Origin of the sequence: Caldimonas tepidiphila (assembly GCF_003569765.1) — a bacterium.
GTDB classification, from domain to species: Bacteria; Pseudomonadota; Gammaproteobacteria; order Burkholderiales; family Burkholderiaceae_C; genus Caldimonas; species Caldimonas tepidiphila.
The window spans coordinates 52,242-72,399 of sequence record NZ_QXMG01000004.1 but is presented as its reverse complement, the minus strand read 5'-3'; the positions used below and the strand labels follow the sequence as shown (position 1 = coordinate 72,399).

Below are 20,158 nucleotides of genomic sequence, written 5' to 3'. Positions count from 1 at the left end.
CAAGACCGAACGGGCCGAGGCATGGCAACTCATCTCGACGAACAAGAGCAGCTTGAGGACATCAAGCATTTCTGGAAGCGCTGGGGCACCCTGATCACCGGCGTGATCACCGTCGTGCTGCTGGCGTTCGCGGCCTGGAACGGCTGGAGCTGGTGGCAGCGCGACCAGGCCGCCAAGGCCGGGGTGCTGTACGACGAGGTCGAGCGCGCCGCGCAGGCCGGCGATGCGCAGAAGGCCGAGCGCGCCTTCAGCGACATGCGCGAGCGCTACGGTCGCACCGCCTACGCCGAGCAGGCCGGCCTGCTGGCCGCGCGCGTGCTGCACGACAAGGGCGAGAACGAGAAGGCCGAGGCTGCGCTCGCCTGGGTCGGCGACAACGCGCGCGAGGCCGAATACCGTGCGATCGCGCGCCTGCGCCGCGCCGCGCTGCTGCTCGAGCGCAAGGCCTACGACGAGGCGCTCAAGCTCACCGAGGGCGTGCCGGCGCAGTTCGAGGCGCTCGCCGCCGACCGCCGCGGCGACATCCTGCGCGCGCAGGGCCAGCTCGACCAGGCCCGCGCCGCCTACCAGAAGGCCTGGGCCGCCATGCCGGCGACGCAGGACTACCGGCAGCTCGTCGAGGCCAAGCTGACCGCGCTCGGCGCCGCGCCTGCCGCCGCCGACGCCGCCTCGGGGGCGGCGCGATGAGCGGCGCCGCCCGCCTGTTCGCACGCCTGGCCCGGCCGCTGCCGGTCCTCGCGCTCGCCGCGCTGCTCGGCGCCTGCTCGAGCACGCCCGAGAAGCCCAAGCCCACGCCGCTCGAGCCCCTGGCCCCCGCGCTGACGGTGCGTCCGGTCTGGAACCAGCGCATCGGCACCGCGGCGCTGCCGCTGAGGATCGCAACGCAGGGCAATGCGATCGTCGTCGCGTCGAGCAACGGCACGGTCGCCGCCTTCGCCGCCGACAGCGGGCAGCCGCTGTGGCGGGGCGCCGCGGGTGCCGAGATCGGGGCCGGCGTCGGCAGCGACGCACGCCGCGTCGCGGTGGTGACGCGCGGCGGCGACCTGGTCGTGATGGAGTCCGGCACGGTGCGCTGGAAGCAGCCGCTCGGCGCGCGTTCGCTGACCGCACCGCTGCTGGCGGGCGAGCGCGTGTTCGTCTACGGCACCGACCGCTCGGTGCAGGCCTTCGACGCGGACAGCGGCACGCGGCTGTGGCGCCTGCAGCGCCCGGGCGACCCGCTGACGCTCGCACAGCCCGGCGTGCTGCTGCCGGTGCGCGACACGCTGCTGGTGGGGCAGGGCACGCGCCTGGCCGGGCTCGATCCGCTGCACGGCACGATGCGCTGGGACGTGCTGCTCGCGTCGCCGCGTGGCACCAACGAGGTCGAGCGCCTCGCCGATCTCGTCGGGCCCGCGGCGCGGGTCGGCGACATGGTCTGCGCACGTGCCTACCAGGCCGCCGTGGCTTGCGTCAACGCCGACAGCGCGACGCTCGCCTGGAGCCGCAACACCAGCGGTGCGCAGGGCCTGCAGGCCGACGAGCGGCATGTCTACGGCGCCGACAGCACCGACCGCATCACCGCGTGGCGCCGCGCCAACGGCGAGGTCGCGTGGCAGAGCGAGCGCTTCCGCTTCCGTGGCCTGGGCAGTCCCGCCCTCGCGCCGTCGGCCGTCGTGTTCGGCGACGGCGAGGGCTGGGTGCACCTGCTGTCGCGCGACGACGGCCGCCCGCTCGCGCGCGTCTCCACCGACGGCTCGCCGGTGGTGGGCGCACCGGTGCTCGCCGCCGGCAATCTTGTGGTGGTCACCCGCTCCGGCGGCGTGTTCGCCTTCCGCATCGAATGAGGCATCCTTCCTGATGAAACCCGTCATCGCGCTGGTCGGCCGACCCAACGTCGGCAAGTCCACGCTGTTCAACCGCATGACCCGCTCGCGCGACGCGATCGTGGCCGACTTCGCGGGCCTCACGCGCGACCGCCACTACGGCGACGGCCGCATCGGCGACCGCGAGTACATCGTCATCGACACCGGCGGTTTCGAGCCCGACTCCTCCGAAGGCATCTTCAAGGAGATGGCCAAGCAGACGCGCCAGGCGGTCGCCGAGGCCGACGTGGTGGTCTTCGTCGTCGACGTGCGCGGCGGTCTCTCCGCGCAGGACCACGACATCGCGCGCTACCTGCGCACCTGCGGCAAGAAGGTGCTGCTGGCGGCCAACAAGGCCGAGGGCATGCAGGACTCGCCCGCGGTGGCCGAGTTCCACGAGCTCGGCATGGGCGAGCCGCTGCCGGTGTCGGCCTCTCATGGCCAGGGCGTGCGCAGCCTGCTCGACGCGGCGCTCGAGGACTTCGTGTTCGACGAGGACGACGCGGAAGCCGCGCCCGCCGAGGGGCACGGCCCGATCAAGCTCGCGGTCGCCGGACGGCCGAACGTGGGCAAGTCCACGCTGATCAACGCCTGGCTGGGCGAGGAGCGGCTGGTGGCCTTCGACATGCCGGGCACCACGCGCGACGCGATCCGCGTGCCCTTCGAGAGAGGCGGGCAGAAGTTCGAGCTGATCGACACCGCGGGCCTGCGCCGCAAGGGCAAGGTGTTCGAGGCGATCGAGAAGTTCTCGGTGGTCAAGACGCTGCAGGCGATCGCCGAGGCCAACGTCGTGCTGCTGCTGCTCGACGCGACGCAGGGCGTGTCGGACCAGGACGCGCACATCGCCGGCTACATCCTCGACAGCGGCCGCGCGGTCGTCATCGCGATCAACAAGTGGGACGCGGTCGACGCCTACCAGCGCGAGATGCTGCAGCGCTCGATCGAGCAGCGGCTCGCCTTCCTGAAGTTCGCGCCGATCCTGCACATCTCGGCGCTCAAGCGGCAGGGCCTGGGCCCGGTGTGGAAGGCGGTGGCTGACGCGCACGCCTCGGCCTTCAAGAAGATGTCCACGCCCGTGCTCACGCGTCTCGTGCACGAGGCGGTCGAGCACCAGGCGCCCAAGCGTGCCGGCATGTTCCGGCCCAAGCTGCGCTACGCGCACCAGGGCGGCATGAACCCGCCGCTGATCGTGATCCACGGCAACTCGCTGGAGCACGTCACCGACGCCTACAAGCGTTTCCTGGAGGGGCGCTTCCGCGAGCACTTCAAGCTCGTCGGCACGCCCTTGCGCATCGAGATGCGCTCGTCCCGCAACCCCTTCACGGACAAGGAATCCTGACTGGGGGGAGGGGTACTGCAAACCCTGTGTTAACGTCGGAAGTCCAAAAACTCAACACGGAGAATATCGTGAGCAACAAAGGGCAACTCCTACAAGACCCCTTTTTGAACCTGCTGCGCAAGGAGCATGTGCCGGTGTCGATCTATCTCGTCAACGGCATCAAGCTGCAGGGCCACATTGAGTCTTTTGATCAATACGTGGTGCTCTTGCGCAATACCGTCACCCAGATGGTCTACAAGCACGCGATCTCCACGGTCGTTCCCGGTCGCGCGGTGAATTTCCACGCGGGCGAACCCAACGACGCCAGCTGATGCTGCCCGGGCCCGCGAAAGCGGGCCCGATTACACCGACACACCCCCACCCGACATCCACATTGAGCGCCACCGTCTCGACGACGCCCCATCCGACCGTGCTCGTGGGCGTGGACTTCGGTCCCGGCTCGTCCTTCGACCCCACTCTCGATGAACTGGCGCTGCTGGCCGAATCGGCCGGCGACCAGCCCGTGGCTCGGCTGACCGCCAAGCGCCGCGCGCCTGACGCCGCGCTGTTCGTCGGCGAAGGCAAGGCCGACGAAATCAAGGCCCTGGTCGAGCAGCACCAGGCGCATTCCGTCCTGTTCGACCAGGCACTGACCCCGGTGCAGCAGCGCAACCTCGAGCGCCATTTCGGCGTCTCGGTGGCCGACCGCACCGCGCTGATCCTCGAGATCTTCGCGCAGCGCGCGCAGAGCCACGAGGGCAAGCTGCAGGTCGAGCTCGCGCGGCTGCAGTACCTGTCCACGCGCCTGGTGCGGCGCTGGAGCCACCTGGAACGCCAGCGCGGCGGTGTCGGCCACCGGGGCGGTCCGGGCGAGACCCAGATCGAGCTCGACCGGCGCATGATCCGCGAGCGCATCAAGGCGCTCAAGACGCAACTGGTCAAGGTCAAGCGCCAGCGCCAGACGCAGCGCCGCTCGCGCGAGCGCAGCAACACCTTCCGCGTCTCGCTGGTCGGCTACACCAACGCCGGCAAGTCCACGCTCTTCAACGCGCTGGTCAAGGCGCGCAGCTACGCGGCCAACCAGCTGTTCGCGACGCTCGACACCACCACGCGCCAGCTCTACCTGGCCGAGGCCGAGCGCGCCGTGTCGCTGTCCGACACCGTCGGCTTCATCCGCGACCTGCCGCACGGCCTGGTCGAGGCCTTCCAGGCCACGCTGCAGGAGGCCGCCGACGCCGACCTGCTGCTGCACGTGGTCGACGGCGCGAGCCCGGTGTGGCAGGACCAGATCGTCGAGGTGCAGCGCGTGCTGCACGAGATCGGCGCCAGCGACATCCCGCAGCTGCTGGTGTTCAACAAGGCCGACCTGCTGGACGCCAGCCAGCGCCCGCGCTCGGCGCACGACCGCTTCGAGCTCGAGCCCAACCGCAGCGTCGAGCGCGTGTTCGTCAGCGCGGCGAGCGGAGAGGGGCTGGACCTGTTGCGCGGCGCGATCGCGCACGCGGCGGTGCACGGGATGCCGGGCTGGGACGAGGGGTCGGCGATTCCGGGAACCAACGTTTCGGGTGAAGACACCAATGTGCCCGACCGTAACGATGGCAAAGACGACCGTGATCCCGATATTCCGGTTCTGATTGCATGAGCATGACAAACAACACGAATCACAATGTCCGGCGTCCGGCCGTCGCTTCCTTTCCCGGCCGTCTGGCCGAGTTGACGATCGCGCTGGCGCGCGCTTTTTCCGCCAGCGTGGCAGCGCGTCTGCCGGCCGTTTCCAGGCCGGAGCCGCTGCGCAATCAGGGCGGTGGCGGCCGCAACGACGGCCCGCCCGACCTCGACGAACTGTGGCGCGACTTCAACCGCAAGCTCAGCGGCCTGTTCGGCGGCAAGCCGGGCGGCCCCGGCCGCCAGGGGGGCGGGGATGGGGACGGCAGCGGTGGCGGCTTCCCGCCGGACTTCAGGAACGCCCGCATCGGCATCGGCCTGATCGCCGGCGTCGTCGCGCTGATCTGGCTGGGCAGCGGCTTCTTCATCGTGCAGGAAGGGCAGCAGGGCGTGGTGATGTCCTTCGGCCGCTACAGCCACACGGTGGACGCCGGCTTCAAGTGGCGCATGCCCTATCCCTTTCAGTCGCACGAGGTCGTCAACGTCACGCAGCTGCGCTCGGTGGAGGTCGGTGCGGCCGCGGTCGCGCCGGCCACCGGCCTGCGCGACTCGTCGATGCTGACGCAGGACGAGAACATCGTCGACATCCGCTTCACCGTGCAGTACCGGCTCAAGGACGTGCGCGAGTACCTGTTCGAGAACTACCGGCCCGACGAGGCGGTCACGCAGGCGGCCGCTTCGGCCGTGCGCGAGATCGTCGGTCGCAGCCTGATGGACTCGGTGCTCTACGAGCAGCGCGATGCGCTCGCGGTCGAACTGGTGAAGTCGATCCAGAACCAGCTCGACCGGTTGAAGGCCGGCATCATCGTCGCGAACGTCAACGTGCAGAGCGTGCAGGCGCCCGAGCAGGTGCAGGCGGCCTTCGACGACGCGGTGCGCGCCGGCGCCGACCGCGAGCGGCTCAAGAACGAGGGTCAGGCCTATGCCAACGAGGTGATCCCGCGCGCACAGGGCACGGCAGCGCGTCTGCGCGAGGAGGCCGCGGCCTACCGCGCCCGCGTGGTCGCGCAGGCCGACGGCGATGCGGACCGCTTCCGCTCCGTGCAGGCCGAGTACGAGAAGGCGCCGGGCGTGACGCGCGACCGCCTCTACCTCGATGCGATGCAGCAGGTGTTCTCGAACGTCAGCAAGGTGATGGTCGACACGCGCAGCAACTCCAACCTGCTCTACCTGCCGCTGGACAAGCTGATGCAGCAGGCGGGCTCGCCGGGCGTGGCCGGAGGCGCGGCGAGCGCTCCGGCCGCGGCGGAGGGCGGCGGCACCACGAGCAGCGCACCGGCAGCGGTCGAGAACAGCCGCACCCGGGACGCGCAGCGCAGCCGTGAGCGGGAAACCCGCTGACGGCCAGGACAAGAAGAACAGAGGCTTCCTGATGAAGAACCGTATCGGATTGATTGCTTCGAGCATCCTGCTGCTGCTGGTGATCGCAAGCTCCATGCTCTACGTCGTCGACCAGCGCAAGTTCGCGGTGGTCTACGCGCTCGGCGAGATCAAGGAGGTCGTCGCCGAGCCCGGCCTGAAGTTCAAACTGCCGCCGCCGTTCCAGAACGTCGTGTTCCTGGACCGGCGCATCCTGACGCTCGACAGCCCCGAAACCCGCCCGATCTTCACTGCCGAGAAGAAGACGCTGGTGATCGACTGGCTGGTCAAGTGGCGCATCACCGACCCGCGCCAGTTCATCCGCAACAACGGCGTCGACGTGCGCAACGCGGAGAACCGGTTGACCCCGATCGTGCAGGCGGCCTTCAACGAGGAGGTGACGCGCCGCACCGTGCGCGGGGTGCTCTCCACCGAGCGCGACAAGGTGATGGAGGGCGTGCGCGCGCGCCTTGCCGACGACGCCAAGAACTTCGGCATCGAGGTGGTGGACGTGCGCGTCAAGCGCGTCGACTTCTCCGCCAACATCACCGATTCGGTCTACCGCCGCATGGAGTCCGAGCGCAAGCGCGTGGCCAACGAGTTGCGCTCGACCGGTGCCGCCGAAGGCGAGACGATCCGCGCCGATGCCGACCGCCAGCGCGACGTGATCATCGCCGAGGCCTACCGCGAGGCGCAGAAGGTCAAGGGCGAGGGCGACGCCAAGGCCGCCGCGCTGTACGCCGCCGCGTTCGGCCGCGACCCGCAGTTCGCGCACTTCTACCGCAGCCTCGAGGCCTATCGCCAGTCCTTCCGCAACAAGTCGGACGTGATGGTGGTGGACCCGAACTCGGAGTTCTTCCGCGCGATGCGCGGGCTGGGCGCACCCGCCGCCGCACCCCGCTGAGCACCGCGCTCGCGAAGTAGCTTCGGCGCGGGACTCCTGTCCCGCGCCGCCTCCCGGAGTGCCTGTGCCGCGTCGTTGCCGGCGGTTGCGCAACGGCAACTCCGCCGCGGACAGGGCAGCGGCGGCCGGCAGCCAGTGGCGCTCCCGCCGCGTGCTTTCTGGCCGTGGTACCGGGGCACCGGTACAATTGCCTTTTTAACCCCCCGGTATTTCCTATGTCGTCTGCTTGGCTGTTGCCCGAGCACATTGCCGACGTCCTGCCCAGCGAGGCGCGACGCATCGAGGAACTGCGGCGCGCGATGCTCGACATGGCGCGCGGCTACGGCTACGAACTCGTGATGCCGCCGCTGCTCGAGTACCTCGAGTCGCTGCTGTCCGGGACCGGGCGAGAGCTGGACCTGCGCACCTTCAAGCTGGTCGACCAGCTCAGCGGCCGCACGATGGGCGTGCGCGCCGACGCGACGCCGCAGGTCGCGCGCATCGACGCGCACCTGCTCAACCGCCAGGGCGTCACCCGCCTGTGCTACTGCGGCCCCGTGCTGCACACCCGTCCCGCGAGCCTGCACTCGACGCGCGAGCCGCTGCAGTTCGGCGCCGAGATCTACGGCCACGGCGGCCTGGAGGCCGATCTCGAGGCGCAGGAGCTCGCGCTCGACTGCCTGCAGCGCGCCGGCATGCAGGAGCTGATCATCGACCTGGCCGATGCCCGCATCGTGCGCGCGCTGCTCGACGGCGTGCGGCTCGGGCAGGGCGTGCGCGACGAGGTCTATGCCGCGCTGGCGGCCAAGGACACGCCGACGCTGCGCGCGCTCAGCGCCGATTTCCCGGCCGCGTCGCGCGAAGGGCTGCTGGCCCTCACGTCGCTCTACGGCGGCGCCGAGGTGCTCGACGAGGCCGAGCGCGTGCTGCCGCGCCACGAGGGGATCGCCGCCGCGCTGCGCGACCTGCGCTGGCTGAGCGAGCATGTGCGGCGCGCCTACCCGGCGGTCACGGTCGGCTTCGACCTCGCCGACCTCAGCGGCTACGCCTACTACAGCGGCACCCGCTTCGCGATCTACGCCGCCGGCTGCAGCGACACGCTGGTGCGCGGCGGGCGCTACGACGAGGTGGGCGCGGTGTTCGGCCGCAACCGACCGGCGGCCGGCTTCAGCGCCGATCTCAAGGCGCTCGTGCGCATGGCACAGGTGGACGGCGTCCGTGCCGCGATCCGCGCGCCCTGGGGCGAGGATGCCGGGCTGCGTGCCGCGGTGCGCCGGCTGCGCGAGCAGGGCGAGACCGTCGTCTGCGTGCTGCCCGGGCACGAACACGAAGTGCAGGAGTTCGACTGCGACCGCGCACTGGTGCAGTCCGGCGGCGACTGGGCCGTCGTCCCGCTGTGAGCGCAACGGACTGCGCTTTTCCCTTTTTGATCGATTTCAGGAACTGATTCCATGACGCAGCAAATCCGTGGGCGCAACGTCGTCGTCGTCGGCACGCAATGGGGCGACGAAGGCAAGGGCAAGGTGGTGGACTGGCTGACCGACCATGCCCAGGGCGTGGCCCGCTTCCAGGGTGGCCACAACGCCGGCCACACCCTGGTGATCAAGGGCAAGAAGACCGCGCTGCAGCTGATCCCCTCGGGCATCATGCGCGACGGCGTGCCCTGCTACATCGGCAACGGCGTGGTGGTCGACCCGACGCACCTGCTGTCCGAGATCGAGCGGCTCGAGGCCGCCGGGCTCGAGGTGCGCTCGCGCCTGTTCATCAGCGAGTCCTGCCCGCTGATCCTGCCCTTCCACGTCGAGGTCGACAAGGCGCGCGAGGCGCTGCGCGAGACCAGCGGCGCCGGCAAGATCGGCACCACCGGCAAGGGGATCGGCCCGGCCTACGAGGACAAGGTCGCGCGCCGCGCGCTGCGCGTGCAGGACCTGAAGCACCCCGAGCGCTTCGAGAAGAAGCTGCGCGAGCTGCTCGAGCTGCACAACTTCGCGCTCGCCGGCTACCTGAAGTCGCAGCCGCTCGAGTTCCAGCCGATCTTCGATCACGCGATGAAGGTCGCCGAGCAGCTCAAGCCGATGATGGCCGACGTGGGCTACATGATCCACAAGGCCGGCCGCGAAGGCGCCAACATCCTGTTCGAGGGCGCGCAGGGCACGCTGCTCGACATCGACCACGGCACCTATCCTTATGTCACGTCTAGCAACTGCGTCGCCGGCAACGCCGCGGCCGGCTCCGGCGTCGGTCCCGACCAGCTGCACTACATCCTCGGCATCACGAAGGCCTACACGACGCGCGTCGGCAGCGGCCCCTTCCCGACCGAGCTGCCCATCGACGAGCCGGGCACCATCGGCCACCACCTGTCCACCGTCGGCCAGGAGCGCGGCACCGTCACCGGCCGCGCGCGCCGCTGCGGCTGGCTCGACGCCGCCGCGCTCAAGCGCTCGATCATCATCAACGGCATCACGGGCCTGTGCATCACCAAGCTCGACGTGCTCGACGGGCTCGAGGAGATCAAGGTCTGCGTCGGCTACGAGCTGAACGGGCAGCGCATCGACATCCTGCCGCTCGACGCCGACGACATCGTCGCGTGCCAGCCGGTCTACGAGACCTTCCCTGGCTGGAAGGAGACCACCTTCGGCGTGACCAGCTGGGACGCGCTGCCGGCGAACGCGCGCAGCTACCTGGAGTGCGTGCAGCGCTTCATCGGCACCCCGATCGCGATGGTCTCGACCGGCCCGGATCGCGACCACACCATCCTGCTGCGCCACCCCTACCAGGCGTGACGCGGCACTCACGGCAACCGAGCGGAACTTCGCAGTACGAGGAACTTCCATGCTGACCGACGACGGCAAACATCTGTACGTCTCCTGGGACGAATACCACATGCTGACCGAGCGCCTTGCGCTCAAGGTGCACAACTCCGGCTGGCAGTTCGACCAGATCCTGTGCCTGGCGCGCGGCGGCATGCGCCCCGGCGACGTGCTGTCGCGCGTGTTCGACAAGCCGCTGGCGATCATGTCGACGAGCTCCTATCGCGCCGAGGCCGGCACGATCCAGGGTCGTCTGGACATGGCCAAGTACATCACGATGCCCAAGGGCGAGCTCGCCGGGCGGGTGCTGCTGGTCGACGACCTGTCGGACTCGGGCGTGACGCTCAAGGCCGTGGTCGAGCGCCTGCGCGGCATGCCGCAGATCAGCGAGCTGCGCTCGGCGGTGATCTGGGTCAAGGGCGTGTCGACCTACATCCCCGACTACTACGTCGAGATGCTGCCGACCAGCCCCTGGATCCACCAGCCCTTCGAGGAGTACGACGGTCTGCGGCCCGAAGGGCTGGCGCGCAAGTACGAGGTCTGAGCGGAGGCGGCCGGCGCATGATCGAAACCTGCGACCGGCCGATTTTCCGGGTGTCCGCCGACCCGGGCGCGGGAGCGTCGTTTGCACGGGCGCAAGGCCGGTGCATCCGATGAGCGGATTCCGCCAATGCGCGGCACCGGCACGGGCCCAGGGGCGCGTGCCGCACAATCGGGATCGAGGCAACAAAAAAGCCCCGCATCTTGCGATGCGAGGCTTCAATGTTTGGTGCCCAGGAGAGGACTCGAACCTCCACGGAGTTACCCGCTAGTACCTGAAACTAGTGCGTCTACCAATTCCGCCACCTGGGCTGCGGTGTTCAGGACAGAAGGAGATTCTATCATCAAAAATTCAAACAATGCAAGTGCTCCTGGCATGGCGGCGACGCTGATGAGCGAGGTCGAGGGCCGCGTGCAGGGCCACCGCGACGGCCACGGCTTCCTGATCCGCGACGACGGCGACGCCGACATCTACCTGTCGCAGCAGGAGATGCGCGCGGTGCTGCATGGCGACCGCGTGCGCGTGCGCGTGATCCGCTACGACCGCCGCGGCCGCCCCGAGGGGCGCATCCTCGACATCCTCGAGCGCAAGAAGACGCCGATCATCGGCCGGCTGCTGCACGAGAGCGGTGTCTGGCTCGTCGCCCCCGAGGACAAGCGCTTCGGCCAGGACATCCTGATCCCGAAGAACGCGACCGCGAAGGCGCAGTCCGGGCAGGTGGTCGCGGTGGAACTCACCGAGCCGCCGTCGCTGTACTCGCAGCCGGTGGGCCGCGTCACCGAGGTGCTCGGCGAGATCGACGACCCCGGCATGGAGATCGAGATCGCGGTGCGCAAGTACGAGGTGCCGCACCAGTTCTCGCCCGAGACCGCGGCTCAGGCCGCGAGCCTGCCGGACAAGATCCGCCCGGTCGACCGGCGCCACCGCATCGACATCAGCGACGTGCCGCTCGTGACCATCGACGGCGAGGACGCGCGCGACTTCGACGACGCGGTCTACTGCGAGCCGGCCAAGGTCGGGCGCAGCAAGGGCTGGCGCCTGGTGGTGGCGATCGCCGACGTGAGCCACTACGTGAAGCCCGGCGAGCCGCTCGACCAGGACGCCTACCTGCGCGCGACCTCGGTCTACTTCCCGCGCCGCGTGATCCCGATGCTGCCCGAGAAGCTGTCCAACGGGCTGTGCTCGCTCAAGCCCGACGAGGACCGGCTCGCGATGGTGTGCGACATGCTCATCAACGCCAAGGGCGAGATCCACTCCTACCAGTTCTTCCCGTCGGTGATCTGCTCGCACGCACGGCTGACCTACACCGAGGTCGCCGCGATCCTCGGCAATACGCGCGGGCCCGAGGCGGTCAAGCGCTCGGAACTGGTGCCGCACCTGCTGAACCTGCACGAGGTCTACCGCGTGCTGCTGAAGTCACGCGCGGAGCGCGGCGCGGTCGACTTCGAGACCACCGAGACGCAGATCGTCTGCGACGAGAACGGCCGCATCGAGAAGATCGTGCCGCGCGTGCGCACCGAGGCGCACCGGCTGATCGAGGAGGCCATGCTCGCTGCCAACGTCTGCTCCGCCGACTTCATCGCGCGCGCCAAGCATCCGGCGCTGTTCCGCGTGCACGAGGGCCCGACGCCCGAGAAGCGCACCATCCTGCAGAACTACCTGCGCACGATGGGCGTGCCGATGGGGCTGAGCGACGATCCGAAGCCGGCCGAGTTCCAGGCCATCGCGCAGGCGACCAAGGAACGGCCCGACGCGACGCAGATTCACACGATGCTGCTGCGCTCGATGCAGCAGGCGGTCTACACGCCCGCCAACAACGGCCACTTCGGCCTCGCCTACGAGGCTTACACGCACTTCACGAGCCCGATCCGGCGCTATCCGGACCTGCTGGTGCACCGTGTCATCAAGGCGCTGCTCGCCGGCAAGCGCTACCACCTCAGCGGCGTCGCCGACGAGGACGAGGCGCCCCGGCCCAAGCGCGGCGCGCGCAAGCTGCCGGCGTCCGAGACCTCGCAGTGGGAAGCGGCGGGCCTGCATTGCAGCATGTGCGAGCGCCGTGCCGACGAGGCCTCGCGCGACGTCGAGGCCTGGCTGAAGTGCCGCTACATGCGCGAGCACCTCGGCGAGGAGTACGGCGGCACGATCAGCGCGGTCACGAGCTTCGGGCTGTTCGTGCAGCTCGACAGCCTCTATGTCGAGGGCCTGGTGCACATCACCGAGCTCGGCGGCGAGTACTTCCGCTTCGACGAGGCGCGCCAGGAACTGCGCGGCGAGCGCACCGGCGTGCGCTACGTGGTCGGCGGCCGGGTGCGGGTGCAGGTCAGCCGCGTCGACCTCGACGGGCGCAAGATCGACTTCCGCATGGTGCGCGAGGAGGGCGCGGAGCGGGGGGCATCGCGCGGATCGCGCGGCGGCCGCGCCGGCAGCAGCACCGCCGAGCTCGAGGCGGTCAAGGACGAGGACCGCGCCGTGAAGGGGCGCGGCAAGGCCTCGTCGGCGCGCGGCACCGGGGCGAAGACGGCCGCCAAGGCAAGCCGCAAGACCCGCGCGGCACGCTGAAGGGGAGGGCGGGCCGGGCTGCCTTGCCGCGGTCCGCCCGCGGGATGCCTGTGCGCCCGCCGCCGCGTTCAGCGCTGCAGGGCCTCGTGCAGTGTCTCGATCAGGCGCGACGCGGTCAGCGGAGCATGCGGGGGGCGTCCCCCGGCGAGCCAGCTGTCGGCCGCCGCCCCGTGCGCATGCACGGCGGCCAGGGCCGCGTCGCGCGCCTCCAGCCCCTGCGCCCACAGCCCGCCGAGCCAGCCCGCCAGCACGTCGCCGGTGCCGGCGCTCGCCAGCGCGGCGTTGCCGCTCGGGTTGATCGCGGGCGTCGCGCCTGCGGCCGCAATCACGCTGCCCGAGCCTTTCAGCACGACCACCGCGCCGAGTTCGGCAGCGAGCCGCGTCGCGGCGGCGATGCGGTCGTGCTGCACCGCCGCGGTCGAGCTGCCCAGCAGCCGTGCCGCCTCGAGCGGATGCGGCGTCAGCACCGTCGCCTGGCCGCGCCCGCTGCGCCCGGCAAGCAGGCCGCGCAGCGCCGCATCGGCCGCGACCGCGTTCAGCCCGTCGGCGTCGAGCACCAGCCGTGGCGCGGCCGACAGCAGCCCGGGCAGCACCTCGCGCACCGCGTCGCCGCCACCGCAGCCGCACACCACCGTCGGGTCGCCGCCGAGCTGCCGGGGCGCGCGCGCGAGCTCGGGCCGCAGCATCAGTTCAGGGGCGCTGCCGCCGAGGCCCGGCGCATCTCCGAGCGGCGCGAGGTAGACGCGGCCCGCCCCGGCAAGCAGCGCCGCGCGCGCCGCGAGCAGCGCCGCGCCGCTCATGCCGGGCGCGCCGCCCACCACCAGCACGTCGCCGCGGCTGCCCTTGTGGCTCGCATGCCCTGGCCGCGGCAGCAGCGCGTCGACGGCAGCGCGCGACGGCAGCAGCGCATCGGCCGCCGGCGGGAGGGCGACGCCGAGCGGGTCGAACCAGATCCGGCCGGACTGCTCGCGGCCCCGGCCGGTGAACAGGCCCGGCTTGAGCGTCAGCAGCGCGAGCGTGTGGTGGGCGCGCACGCAGCCGCTCGCGCCCTCGGCGCAGCGGCCGGTGTCGGCGTCCAGCCCGGAGGGCAGGTCCGCCGCGAGCACCGGCCCCCCGCCGGCATTCATCCAGGCGATGGCCTCGGCGATGCAGCCCTCGGGCGGGCGCGAGCTGCCGAGCCCAAGCAGCGCATCGATCACCAGCATGCCTGCGTTCGCAGGCAGCGCCGGAAGCTCCCCGGTGATCGGCACGCCCGCCTGCAGCGCGCGCTGCAGCGAGGCGGCGGCGTCCGCGGGCAGCCGTGCCGCGTCGCCGAGCAGCGCGACGCGCGCGTCGCGCCCGGCGCGCTTGAGCAGCATCGCCGCCTCGAGGCCGTCGCCGCCGTTGTTCCCGGGGCCGGCCAGCACCTGCACGACCGCGGCATGCGGCGCGATCGCCTGTGCCAGCCGCGCGAGCGCCAGCCCGGCGCGCTGCATCAGCGTGTGCGGCGGCAGCGCCGCCTGCGCGGCGGCCTCGATCGCGCGGCTTGCGGCGACGCCGTGCAGCGGCCAGCAGCCCGCGTGCTGCCCGGAGTCGGGCAGCACCGGCAGCGGCGACGGATGGGTGGCGGGGAGGGCGGCTTCGACAGGCATGGCGCAACGATAGCGCCCGCGCGCGCCGCTGCCCAGCAGCGCGGCCGCGTCAGCGCCGCGCGAAGCGCGCGGCCAAGAACGCGCCGGCGTCGATCGCCGGCGAGCGGCGGTTGAGCTGGTCGGCGAGCAGCCGCGCGCTGCCGCAAGCCAGGGCCCAGCCGCTCGCGCCGTGGCCGAGGTTGAGCCAGACGCCGGGTGCGCCGCTCGCGCCGATCACCGGCGGGCCGTCCGGCAGCATCGGCCGCGCGCCCTTCCAGACCTGCACCTGCTGCAGCTGGGCCGCGCCCGGGAACCAGTCGTGCAGCACCTTGTAGAGCGTGGCGAGCACCGCCTGCGAATGACGCTCCGGCGCGCCGCCGAGCTCGGCGCCGCCCGCCACCCGCACGCGCGAGCCCTGGCGCGAGATCACGACCTTGTAGCGCTCGTCCATCACCGCCGACAGCGGTCCGCGCTCGTGGTTGCGCAGCGCGGCCGACAGCGAGTAGCCGTGCACCGGCATCAGCGGCAGCCCCATCCCGAGCGGCTCGAGCAGCTTCAGCGAGGGCACCGCAGCGCAGACCACCACCGCGTCGAACTGCTCGCGGCGCCGCTTCGGCGCGACCGCCTCGGCCGGCCCGCCGAGGCCCGGCCCGCCGCTGCCCGCGCCGCGGGCCTCGAGCAGCAGGATCGGGCGCGTGTCCGGGTCGATCGCCAGCGCCTCGGTGCCGAACTCGAAGCGCGCGCCGAGCCGCTGCGCCTCCTCGCGCAGCAGGTGCGCGAACTGGCGGCAGTTGCCCACCTCGTCGCCCGGCACCGCGATGCCGGCGGAGAGCGGGGTGTCCGGGTGGAGGTGAGGCTCGCGCTCGCGGCAGTGCTGCGGATCGAGCAGCTGCGCGGGCACCTCCATCTGCCTGAGCAACTCCAGCCCCGGCATCGCCAGCGCCACGTCGCGCTCGCCGCGCAGCAGCACCAGGTAGCCTTCGCTGCGCTCGTAGTCGAGCCGGTGCAGGCGCCGGATCTCGTGCAGGCGCTGCTGGCTGTAGGCGGCGAGGCGGTGCATCGCGCTGCGCTGTTCCTGATAGCGGGCCGGCTGGCAGGCGCGCCACCAGCGCCACAGCCAGCGCCAGGCGCCGGGGTCCGCGCCCGGCCGCAGGCGCCAGGCGGCGTGCCGCGCCAGCATCTGCGCGAGCAGGCGCCGCGGCATGCCGGGCGCGGCCCAGGGCGCGACGTAGCCCGGCGCGACGATGCCGGCGTTGGCGAAGCTGTTTTCCGCGGCGACGCTGTTGCGCCGCTCGAACACGACCGGCTGGTGGCCGTCCGCCGCGAGCTCATAGGCAGTGGTGACGCCGACGATGCCGGCGCCGATGACGGCAATGCGCATGGCGCCTCAGTCCTCCCGGGCGGCGAGCGCCGCCTCGATCGCCAGCCCGATGTCGAGCACGCGCTCGTCCTGCAGGGCGCCGGCCCAGACCATCAGGCCCACCGGCAGCTCGTCGGCGCGGTGGCAGGGCAGCGACAGCGCGCAGCCGTCGAGCAGGTTGACCAGCGCCGGGTTGCGCAGCAGCAGCGCGTTGACGCGGAAGAACTCCTCGTCGCTCGCCATCCCGGCCAGCGGCGGCGCGACGATCGGCACCGTCGGCGACAGCACCGCGTCGAAGGGGCGCAGGGCCTGCGTCACGCGTCCGATCGCCTGTGCGCGGCCCTGCAGCAGCCCGATGTAGTCGGCCGCGCTCATCGTCGCGCCACGCTCGATGCGCAGCGCCACGCGGGGGTCGTAGTCGGCGCGCCGCGCCGCGAGCAGCGGCTGGTGCCAGGCCCAGCTCTCCGCCGCCGCGAAGCTGCCGCGCGCCTGCACATCGGCGAGCCCGGCGAGCTCCGGCAGCTCGATCTCGGTGATGCGCGCCCCGCGGCGGGCGAGCGTCTGCAGCGTGCGCTCGAAGGCGCGGGCAACGGTCGCGTCGAGCGCCTCGAGCACCACGCTGCGCGCCACCGCGAGGTTCCAGCCGCTCAGCGGCCGGCCGCCGGGCGCGACGCGCTGCTGCGAGAGCACCTCGTGCAGCAGCGCCGCATCGCGCACCGAGCGCGTGATCGCGCAGGCGGTGTCGAGCGTCGGCGACAGCGGGATCGTGCCGTCGAGCGGCGTCAGCCGCGCGGTGCTCTTGAAGCCGACGAGTCCCTGCAGCGCCGCCGGGATGCGGATCGAGCCGCCGGTGTCGGAGCCGAGCGCTGCCCAGGCCGCGCCGGCGGCAACGCTGACCGCGCCGCCCGAACTCGAGCCGCCCGGGATGCGCGGCGTGTGCGGATCCGCGAGCCGGGTGCCGGGATTGGCTGGCGTGGCATGGTGCGGATTGGTGCCCACGCCCGAGAACGCGAACTCGCTCATGTGGGTGTGGCCGACGAGCGCGGCGCCGGCCCGGCGCAGGCGCTGCACCGCGCCGGCATCGCGCGCTGCGGGCGGGCTGTGCTCGAGCACGCGCGAGCCGGCCGTGGTCGGCATGCCCTCGACGTCGAACAGGTCCTTCACGCTGACGGCGAGGCCGGCGAGCGGCGGCGGCGCGATGCCGGCGTCGAGCGCCGCGTCGGCGGCAAGCGCCGCGGCGCGTGCCTGCACGGGAAAGCGCCGCAGGAAGGCCGGGCGGACGGCCTCGGTGTCGGCCTGCGCCTCGGACTGCGCGAGCAGCTCGACGGCGCGGGTGCGGCCCGCGCGCAGCTCGTCGCGGGCGGCCAGGAGGTCGGGGAGCATGGGCGTGCTATACTCTTTGGGTTTACCCGGCGGCTGTGCCGCCGTTTTTGATGGTCGACTCGCAATCGCTTCGAGTCGGGTGTCTCGATCCTGCGGCATTCGCGGGTCGGGCGCCTCGCGAGGAGCGTGGAGGGCGGCGGTCGGAGGCGGCGACGCGGTTTTCAGGAGAAGGCGTCAGTCGGCGTCGCCGGTGGAACAAATCGCGAATCCCGGCAGTTTAAAGGTGTTGCAGCAAATGCTTCGCGTTGCAATTCGCGCCGGATTCTAGACCCAACCTTTGGAGTACTCCATGCCCGTCACGATGCGTGAAATGCTGGAAGCCGGTGTCCACTTCGGACACCAGACCCGCTTCTGGAACCCCAAGATGGCCCCCTACATCTACGGCCATCGCAACAAGATCCACATCATCAACCTCGAGAAGACGCTGCCGCTCTTCGAGGAGGCGATGAAGTTCGTGCGCCAGCTGTCGGCCCGCCGCGGCACGATCCTGATGATCGGCACCAAGCGCCAGGCCCGCGAGTTCGTGTCGCAGGAAGCCCAGCGCGCCGGCATGCCCTTCGTCGACCAGCGCTGGCTCGGCGGCATGCTGACCAACTTCAAGACGGTCAAGACCTCGCTGAAGAAGCTCAAGGACATGAAGGCCCAGGCCGAGGGCGGCCTCGAGCAGCTGAACAAGAAGGAAGCCCTGCTGTTCCAGCGCGAGATCACCAAGCTCGAGAAGGACATCGGCGGCATCCAGGACATGAACGCGCTGCCCGATGCGATGTTCGTGATCGACGTCGGCTATCACAAGATCGCCGTCGCGGAAGCCAAGAAGCTCGGCATCCCGGTCATCGCGGTGGTCGACTCCAACCACTCGCCCGAGGGCATCGACTACGTCATCCCCGGCAACGACGACTCGGCCAAGGCCGTCGCGCTGTACGCCCGTGCCGTGGCTGACGCCGTGCTGGAAGGCAAGGCCAACGCGGTCAACGAGGTGGTGCAGCAGGCCGCCGGCGCCGAAGGCGACGAATTCGTGGAAGTCAACGAAGCCGCCTGAATCCGGCCCGACGACGCGAAGAGGGGCTGATTCAGCCCCTTTTTCACGACCCGAACCCGCATTTTGTTCGCCCGGCAGGCGGTTTGCCCCGGGCCCGACCCTGAACTGGAGAGAAACATGGCTGCAATCACCGCAAGCATGGTCGCCGAGCTGCGCGCGAAGACCGACGCGCCGATGATGGAGTGCAAGAAGGCCCTGACGGAGGCCGACGGCGACATGGCCAAGGCGGAGGAGATCCTGCGCGTCAAGCTCGGCAACAAGGCCGGCAAGGCGGCCGCGCGCATCACCGCCGAAGGCGTGGTGGCCTCGTTCATCGAGGGCAACACCGGCGCGCTGCTGGAAGTGAACTGCGAGACCGACTTCGTCACGAAGAACGACAGCTTCCTGGCCCTGGCGCGTGCCGCGGCCGAGCTGATCGCGAAGAACGACCCGGCCGACGTCGCGGCACTGGGCGCGCTGCCCTACGAGCAGGACGGCTTCGGCCCGACGCTCGAGGACGTGCGCAAGGGCCTGATCGGCAAGATCGGCGAGAACATGAGCTTCCGCCGCTTCAAGCGCTTCTCGGGCGAGAGCCAGCTGGCCTCCTACCTGCACGGCACCCGCATCGGCGTGGTGGTCGAGTACACCGGCGACGAGGTCGCGGCCAAGGACGTGGCGATGCACATCGCGGCGATGAAGCCGGTGGCGCTGTCCGCCGCCGACGTGCCCGCCGAGCTGATCGAGAAGGAGCGCTCGGTCGCGAACGCGAAGGCTGCCGAGTCCGGCAAGCCGGCCGAGATCGCCGCCAAGATGGTCGAGGGCTCGGTGCAGAAGTACCTGAAGGAAGTGTCCCTGTTCAACCAGGCCTTCGTGAAGAACGACAAGCAGACCGTCGAGCAGATGCTCAAGGCCGCCAACACCACCGTCAAGGGCTTCACCCTCTACGTGGTCGGCGAGGGCATCGAGAAGAAGCAGGACGACTTCGCCGCCGAGGTGGCCGCGCAGGTCGCCGCCGCCAAGGGCCAGTAAGCCCGGGCCGCCGACTCTTCACCTAAACTTCGCAACGCACTTCCAAGAGGATTCCCGCATGCCGGCCTACAAGCGCATCCTGCTCAAGCTTTCCGGTGAGGCCCTGATGGGCGACGATGCCTACGGCATCAACCGTGCCACGATCGTGCGCATGGTGCGGGAGATCCAGGACGTGACGGCCCTCGGCTGCGAGGTGGCGGTGGTGATCGGCGGCGGCAACATCTTCCGCGGCGTCGCGGGCGGCTCGGTCGGCATGGACCGGGCCACCGCCGACTACATGGGCATGCTCGCCACGGTGATGAACTCGCTGGCGCTCGCCGACACGATGCGCCAGGAGGGCATGACCGCGCGCGTGATGTCGGCCATCAACATCGAGCAGGTGGTCGAGCCCTACGTGCGCCCGAAGGCGCTGCAGTACCTGGAAGAGGGCAAGGTGGTGGTCTTCGCCGCCGGCACCGGCAACCCCTTCTTCACCACCGACACCGCCGCCGCGCTGCGCGGCGCGGAGATCGGCGCCGAGATCATGCTCAAGGCGACCAAGGTCGACGGCGTCTACACCGCCGACCCGAAGAAGGACCCGGGCGCGACGCGTTTCGCGCGCATCAGCTTCGACGAGGCGATCTCGCGCAACCTGCAGGTGCTCGACGCGACCGCCTTCGCGCTGTGCCGCGACCAGAAGCTGCCGATCAAGGTGTTCAGCATCTTCAAGGAAGGTGCGCTCAAGCGGGTGGTGCTCGGCGAAGACGAAGGCACCCTCGTGCACGTTTGAGGATCAGAAA

17 protein-coding genes and 1 tRNA gene are annotated in these 20,158 nt (G+C 70.8%); 14 read left to right on the top strand and 4 right to left on the bottom strand.

What is annotated here, in order from left to right:
* Nucleotides 1-21: 21 nt before the first annotated feature.
* The 10 genes from D3A59_RS08040 (at nt 22) to D3A59_RS07995 (ending at nt 10,423) form a co-directional block, all read left to right on the top strand.
* Nucleotides 22-687 (top strand): YfgM family protein, encoded by a 666-nt coding sequence (locus D3A59_RS08040; protein ID WP_119154398.1) that lies wholly within the window; start codon nt 22-24, stop codon nt 685-687.
* On the top strand, nt 684-1,826 hold the full coding sequence (bamB, locus tag D3A59_RS08035; RefSeq protein ID WP_119154397.1) for an outer membrane protein assembly factor BamB: 1,143 nt from the start codon (nt 684-686) through the stop codon (nt 1,824-1,826). Before D3A59_RS08040 ends, bamB begins: the two co-directional genes overlap by 4 nt.
* A gap of 13 nt (nt 1,827-1,839) precedes the next feature.
* A complete protein-coding gene (gene der, locus D3A59_RS08030) occupies nt 1,840-3,183 on the top strand; it encodes a ribosome biogenesis GTPase Der (RefSeq protein WP_119154396.1) in 1,344 nt (447 codons plus the stop codon).
* 68 nt (nt 3,184-3,251) lie between these two features.
* Nucleotides 3,252-3,494, top strand: coding sequence for an RNA chaperone Hfq (hfq, locus tag D3A59_RS08025; protein WP_119154395.1), 243 nt, complete (start codon nt 3,252-3,254; stop codon nt 3,492-3,494).
* Nucleotides 3,495-3,556: 62 nt separating this feature from the next.
* Nucleotides 3,557-4,804, top strand: coding sequence for a GTPase HflX (gene hflX / locus D3A59_RS08020; protein ID WP_240635986.1), 1,248 nt, complete (start codon nt 3,557-3,559; stop codon nt 4,802-4,804).
* A 107-nt stretch (nt 4,805-4,911) separates the two neighbouring features.
* Complete coding sequence (gene hflK, locus D3A59_RS08015) at nt 4,912-6,168, top strand: FtsH protease activity modulator HflK (protein ID WP_240635985.1); 1,257 nt, start codon at nt 4,912-4,914, stop codon at nt 6,166-6,168.
* Between the two features lie 31 nt (nt 6,169-6,199).
* The gene (gene hflC / locus D3A59_RS08010; RefSeq protein ID WP_119154392.1) at nt 6,200-7,090 is read left to right on the top strand and encodes a protease modulator HflC; all 891 of its coding nucleotides are present in this window, start codon (nt 6,200-6,202) and stop codon (nt 7,088-7,090) included.
* Nucleotides 7,091-7,305: 215 nt separating this feature from the next.
* The gene (locus tag D3A59_RS08005) at nt 7,306-8,469 is read left to right on the top strand and encodes an ATP phosphoribosyltransferase regulatory subunit (protein ID WP_119154391.1); all 1,164 of its coding nucleotides are present in this window, start codon (nt 7,306-7,308) and stop codon (nt 8,467-8,469) included.
* A gap of 51 nt (nt 8,470-8,520) precedes the next feature.
* Complete coding sequence (locus tag D3A59_RS08000; RefSeq protein WP_119154390.1) at nt 8,521-9,852, top strand: adenylosuccinate synthase; 1,332 nt, start codon at nt 8,521-8,523, stop codon at nt 9,850-9,852.
* Nucleotides 9,853-9,901: 49 nt separating this feature from the next.
* On the top strand, nt 9,902-10,423 hold the full coding sequence (locus D3A59_RS07995) for a phosphoribosyltransferase (protein ID WP_119154389.1): 522 nt from the start codon (nt 9,902-9,904) through the stop codon (nt 10,421-10,423).
* Nucleotides 10,424-10,646: 223 nt separating this feature from the next.
* On the opposite strand, the gene D3A59_RS07990 is transcribed toward D3A59_RS07995, so the two are convergent.
* Nucleotides 10,647-10,731 (bottom strand) — tRNA-Leu (locus D3A59_RS07990).
* Between the two features lie 79 nt (nt 10,732-10,810).
* Between D3A59_RS07990 and rnr the strand changes: the two genes are divergently transcribed.
* A complete protein-coding gene (gene rnr, locus D3A59_RS07985) occupies nt 10,811-12,979 on the top strand; it encodes a ribonuclease R (RefSeq protein ID WP_119154472.1) in 2,169 nt (722 codons plus the stop codon).
* 68 nt (nt 12,980-13,047) lie between these two features.
* Here the strand turns inward: rnr and D3A59_RS07980 are convergent, their stop codons facing one another.
* The 3 genes from D3A59_RS07980 to D3A59_RS07970 are packed head-to-tail and all read right to left on the bottom strand — an operon-like array spanning nt 13,048 to nt 17,332.
* Entirely contained in the window at nt 13,048-14,610 is a 1,563-nt protein-coding gene (locus D3A59_RS07980) for an NAD(P)H-hydrate dehydratase (protein ID WP_119154388.1), read from the bottom strand.
* Between the two features lie 49 nt (nt 14,611-14,659).
* Nucleotides 14,660-15,970: an FAD-dependent oxidoreductase gene (locus tag D3A59_RS07975; protein ID WP_119154387.1), complete on the bottom strand. Its 1,311-nt coding sequence runs from the start codon at nt 15,968-15,970 to the stop codon at nt 14,660-14,662.
* Between the two features lie 6 nt (nt 15,971-15,976).
* A complete protein-coding gene (locus D3A59_RS07970; RefSeq protein ID WP_119154386.1) occupies nt 15,977-17,332 on the bottom strand; it encodes an amidase in 1,356 nt (451 codons plus the stop codon).
* A 289-nt stretch (nt 17,333-17,621) separates the two neighbouring features.
* On the opposite strand from D3A59_RS07970, the gene rpsB reads away from it, so the two are divergent.
* The 3 genes from rpsB (at nt 17,622) to pyrH (ending at nt 20,148) form a co-directional block, all read left to right on the top strand.
* Nucleotides 17,622-18,371, top strand: a complete 750-nt coding sequence (gene rpsB / locus D3A59_RS07965; RefSeq protein WP_119154385.1) for a 30S ribosomal protein S2 — start codon at nt 17,622-17,624, stop codon at nt 18,369-18,371.
* A gap of 117 nt (nt 18,372-18,488) precedes the next feature.
* The gene (tsf, locus tag D3A59_RS07960; protein WP_119154384.1) at nt 18,489-19,379 is read left to right on the top strand and encodes a translation elongation factor Ts; all 891 of its coding nucleotides are present in this window, start codon (nt 18,489-18,491) and stop codon (nt 19,377-19,379) included.
* 58 nt (nt 19,380-19,437) lie between these two features.
* Nucleotides 19,438-20,148 (top strand): UMP kinase, encoded by a 711-nt coding sequence (gene pyrH / locus D3A59_RS07955; protein WP_119154383.1) that lies wholly within the window; start codon nt 19,438-19,440, stop codon nt 20,146-20,148.
* Nucleotides 20,149-20,158 lie beyond the last annotated feature (10 nt).

What these genes read in the sequence shown, in the direction of transcription:
- tsf (WP_119154384.1), top strand. Translation starts at nt 18,489, where the DNA reads ATGGCTGCAATCACCGCAAGCATGGTCGCCGAGCTGCGCGCGAAGACC.
- bamB (WP_119154397.1), top strand. Translation starts at nt 684, where the DNA reads ATGAGCGGCGCCGCCCGCCTGTTCGCACGCCTGGCCCGGCCGCTGCCG.
- D3A59_RS07970 (WP_119154386.1), bottom strand. Translation starts at nt 17,332, where the DNA reads ATGCTCCCCGACCTCCTGGCCGCCCGCGACGAGCTGCGCGCGGGCCGC.
- D3A59_RS07995 (WP_119154389.1), top strand. Translation starts at nt 9,902, where the DNA reads ATGCTGACCGACGACGGCAAACATCTGTACGTCTCCTGGGACGAATAC.
- D3A59_RS08040 (WP_119154398.1), top strand. Translation starts at nt 22, where the DNA reads ATGGCAACTCATCTCGACGAACAAGAGCAGCTTGAGGACATCAAGCAT.
- hflC (WP_119154392.1), top strand. Translation starts at nt 6,200, where the DNA reads ATGAAGAACCGTATCGGATTGATTGCTTCGAGCATCCTGCTGCTGCTG.
- rpsB (WP_119154385.1), top strand. Translation starts at nt 17,622, where the DNA reads ATGCCCGTCACGATGCGTGAAATGCTGGAAGCCGGTGTCCACTTCGGA.
- D3A59_RS07975 (WP_119154387.1), bottom strand. Translation starts at nt 15,970, where the DNA reads ATGCGCATTGCCGTCATCGGCGCCGGCATCGTCGGCGTCACCACTGCC.
- D3A59_RS07980 (WP_119154388.1), bottom strand. Translation starts at nt 14,610, where the DNA reads ATGCCTGTCGAAGCCGCCCTCCCCGCCACCCATCCGTCGCCGCTGCCG.
- D3A59_RS08005 (WP_119154391.1), top strand. Translation starts at nt 7,306, where the DNA reads ATGTCGTCTGCTTGGCTGTTGCCCGAGCACATTGCCGACGTCCTGCCC.
- D3A59_RS08000 (WP_119154390.1), top strand. Translation starts at nt 8,521, where the DNA reads ATGACGCAGCAAATCCGTGGGCGCAACGTCGTCGTCGTCGGCACGCAA.
- pyrH (WP_119154383.1), top strand. Translation starts at nt 19,438, where the DNA reads ATGCCGGCCTACAAGCGCATCCTGCTCAAGCTTTCCGGTGAGGCCCTG.
- rnr (WP_119154472.1), top strand. Translation starts at nt 10,811, where the DNA reads ATGAGCGAGGTCGAGGGCCGCGTGCAGGGCCACCGCGACGGCCACGGC.
- der (WP_119154396.1), top strand. Translation starts at nt 1,840, where the DNA reads ATGAAACCCGTCATCGCGCTGGTCGGCCGACCCAACGTCGGCAAGTCC.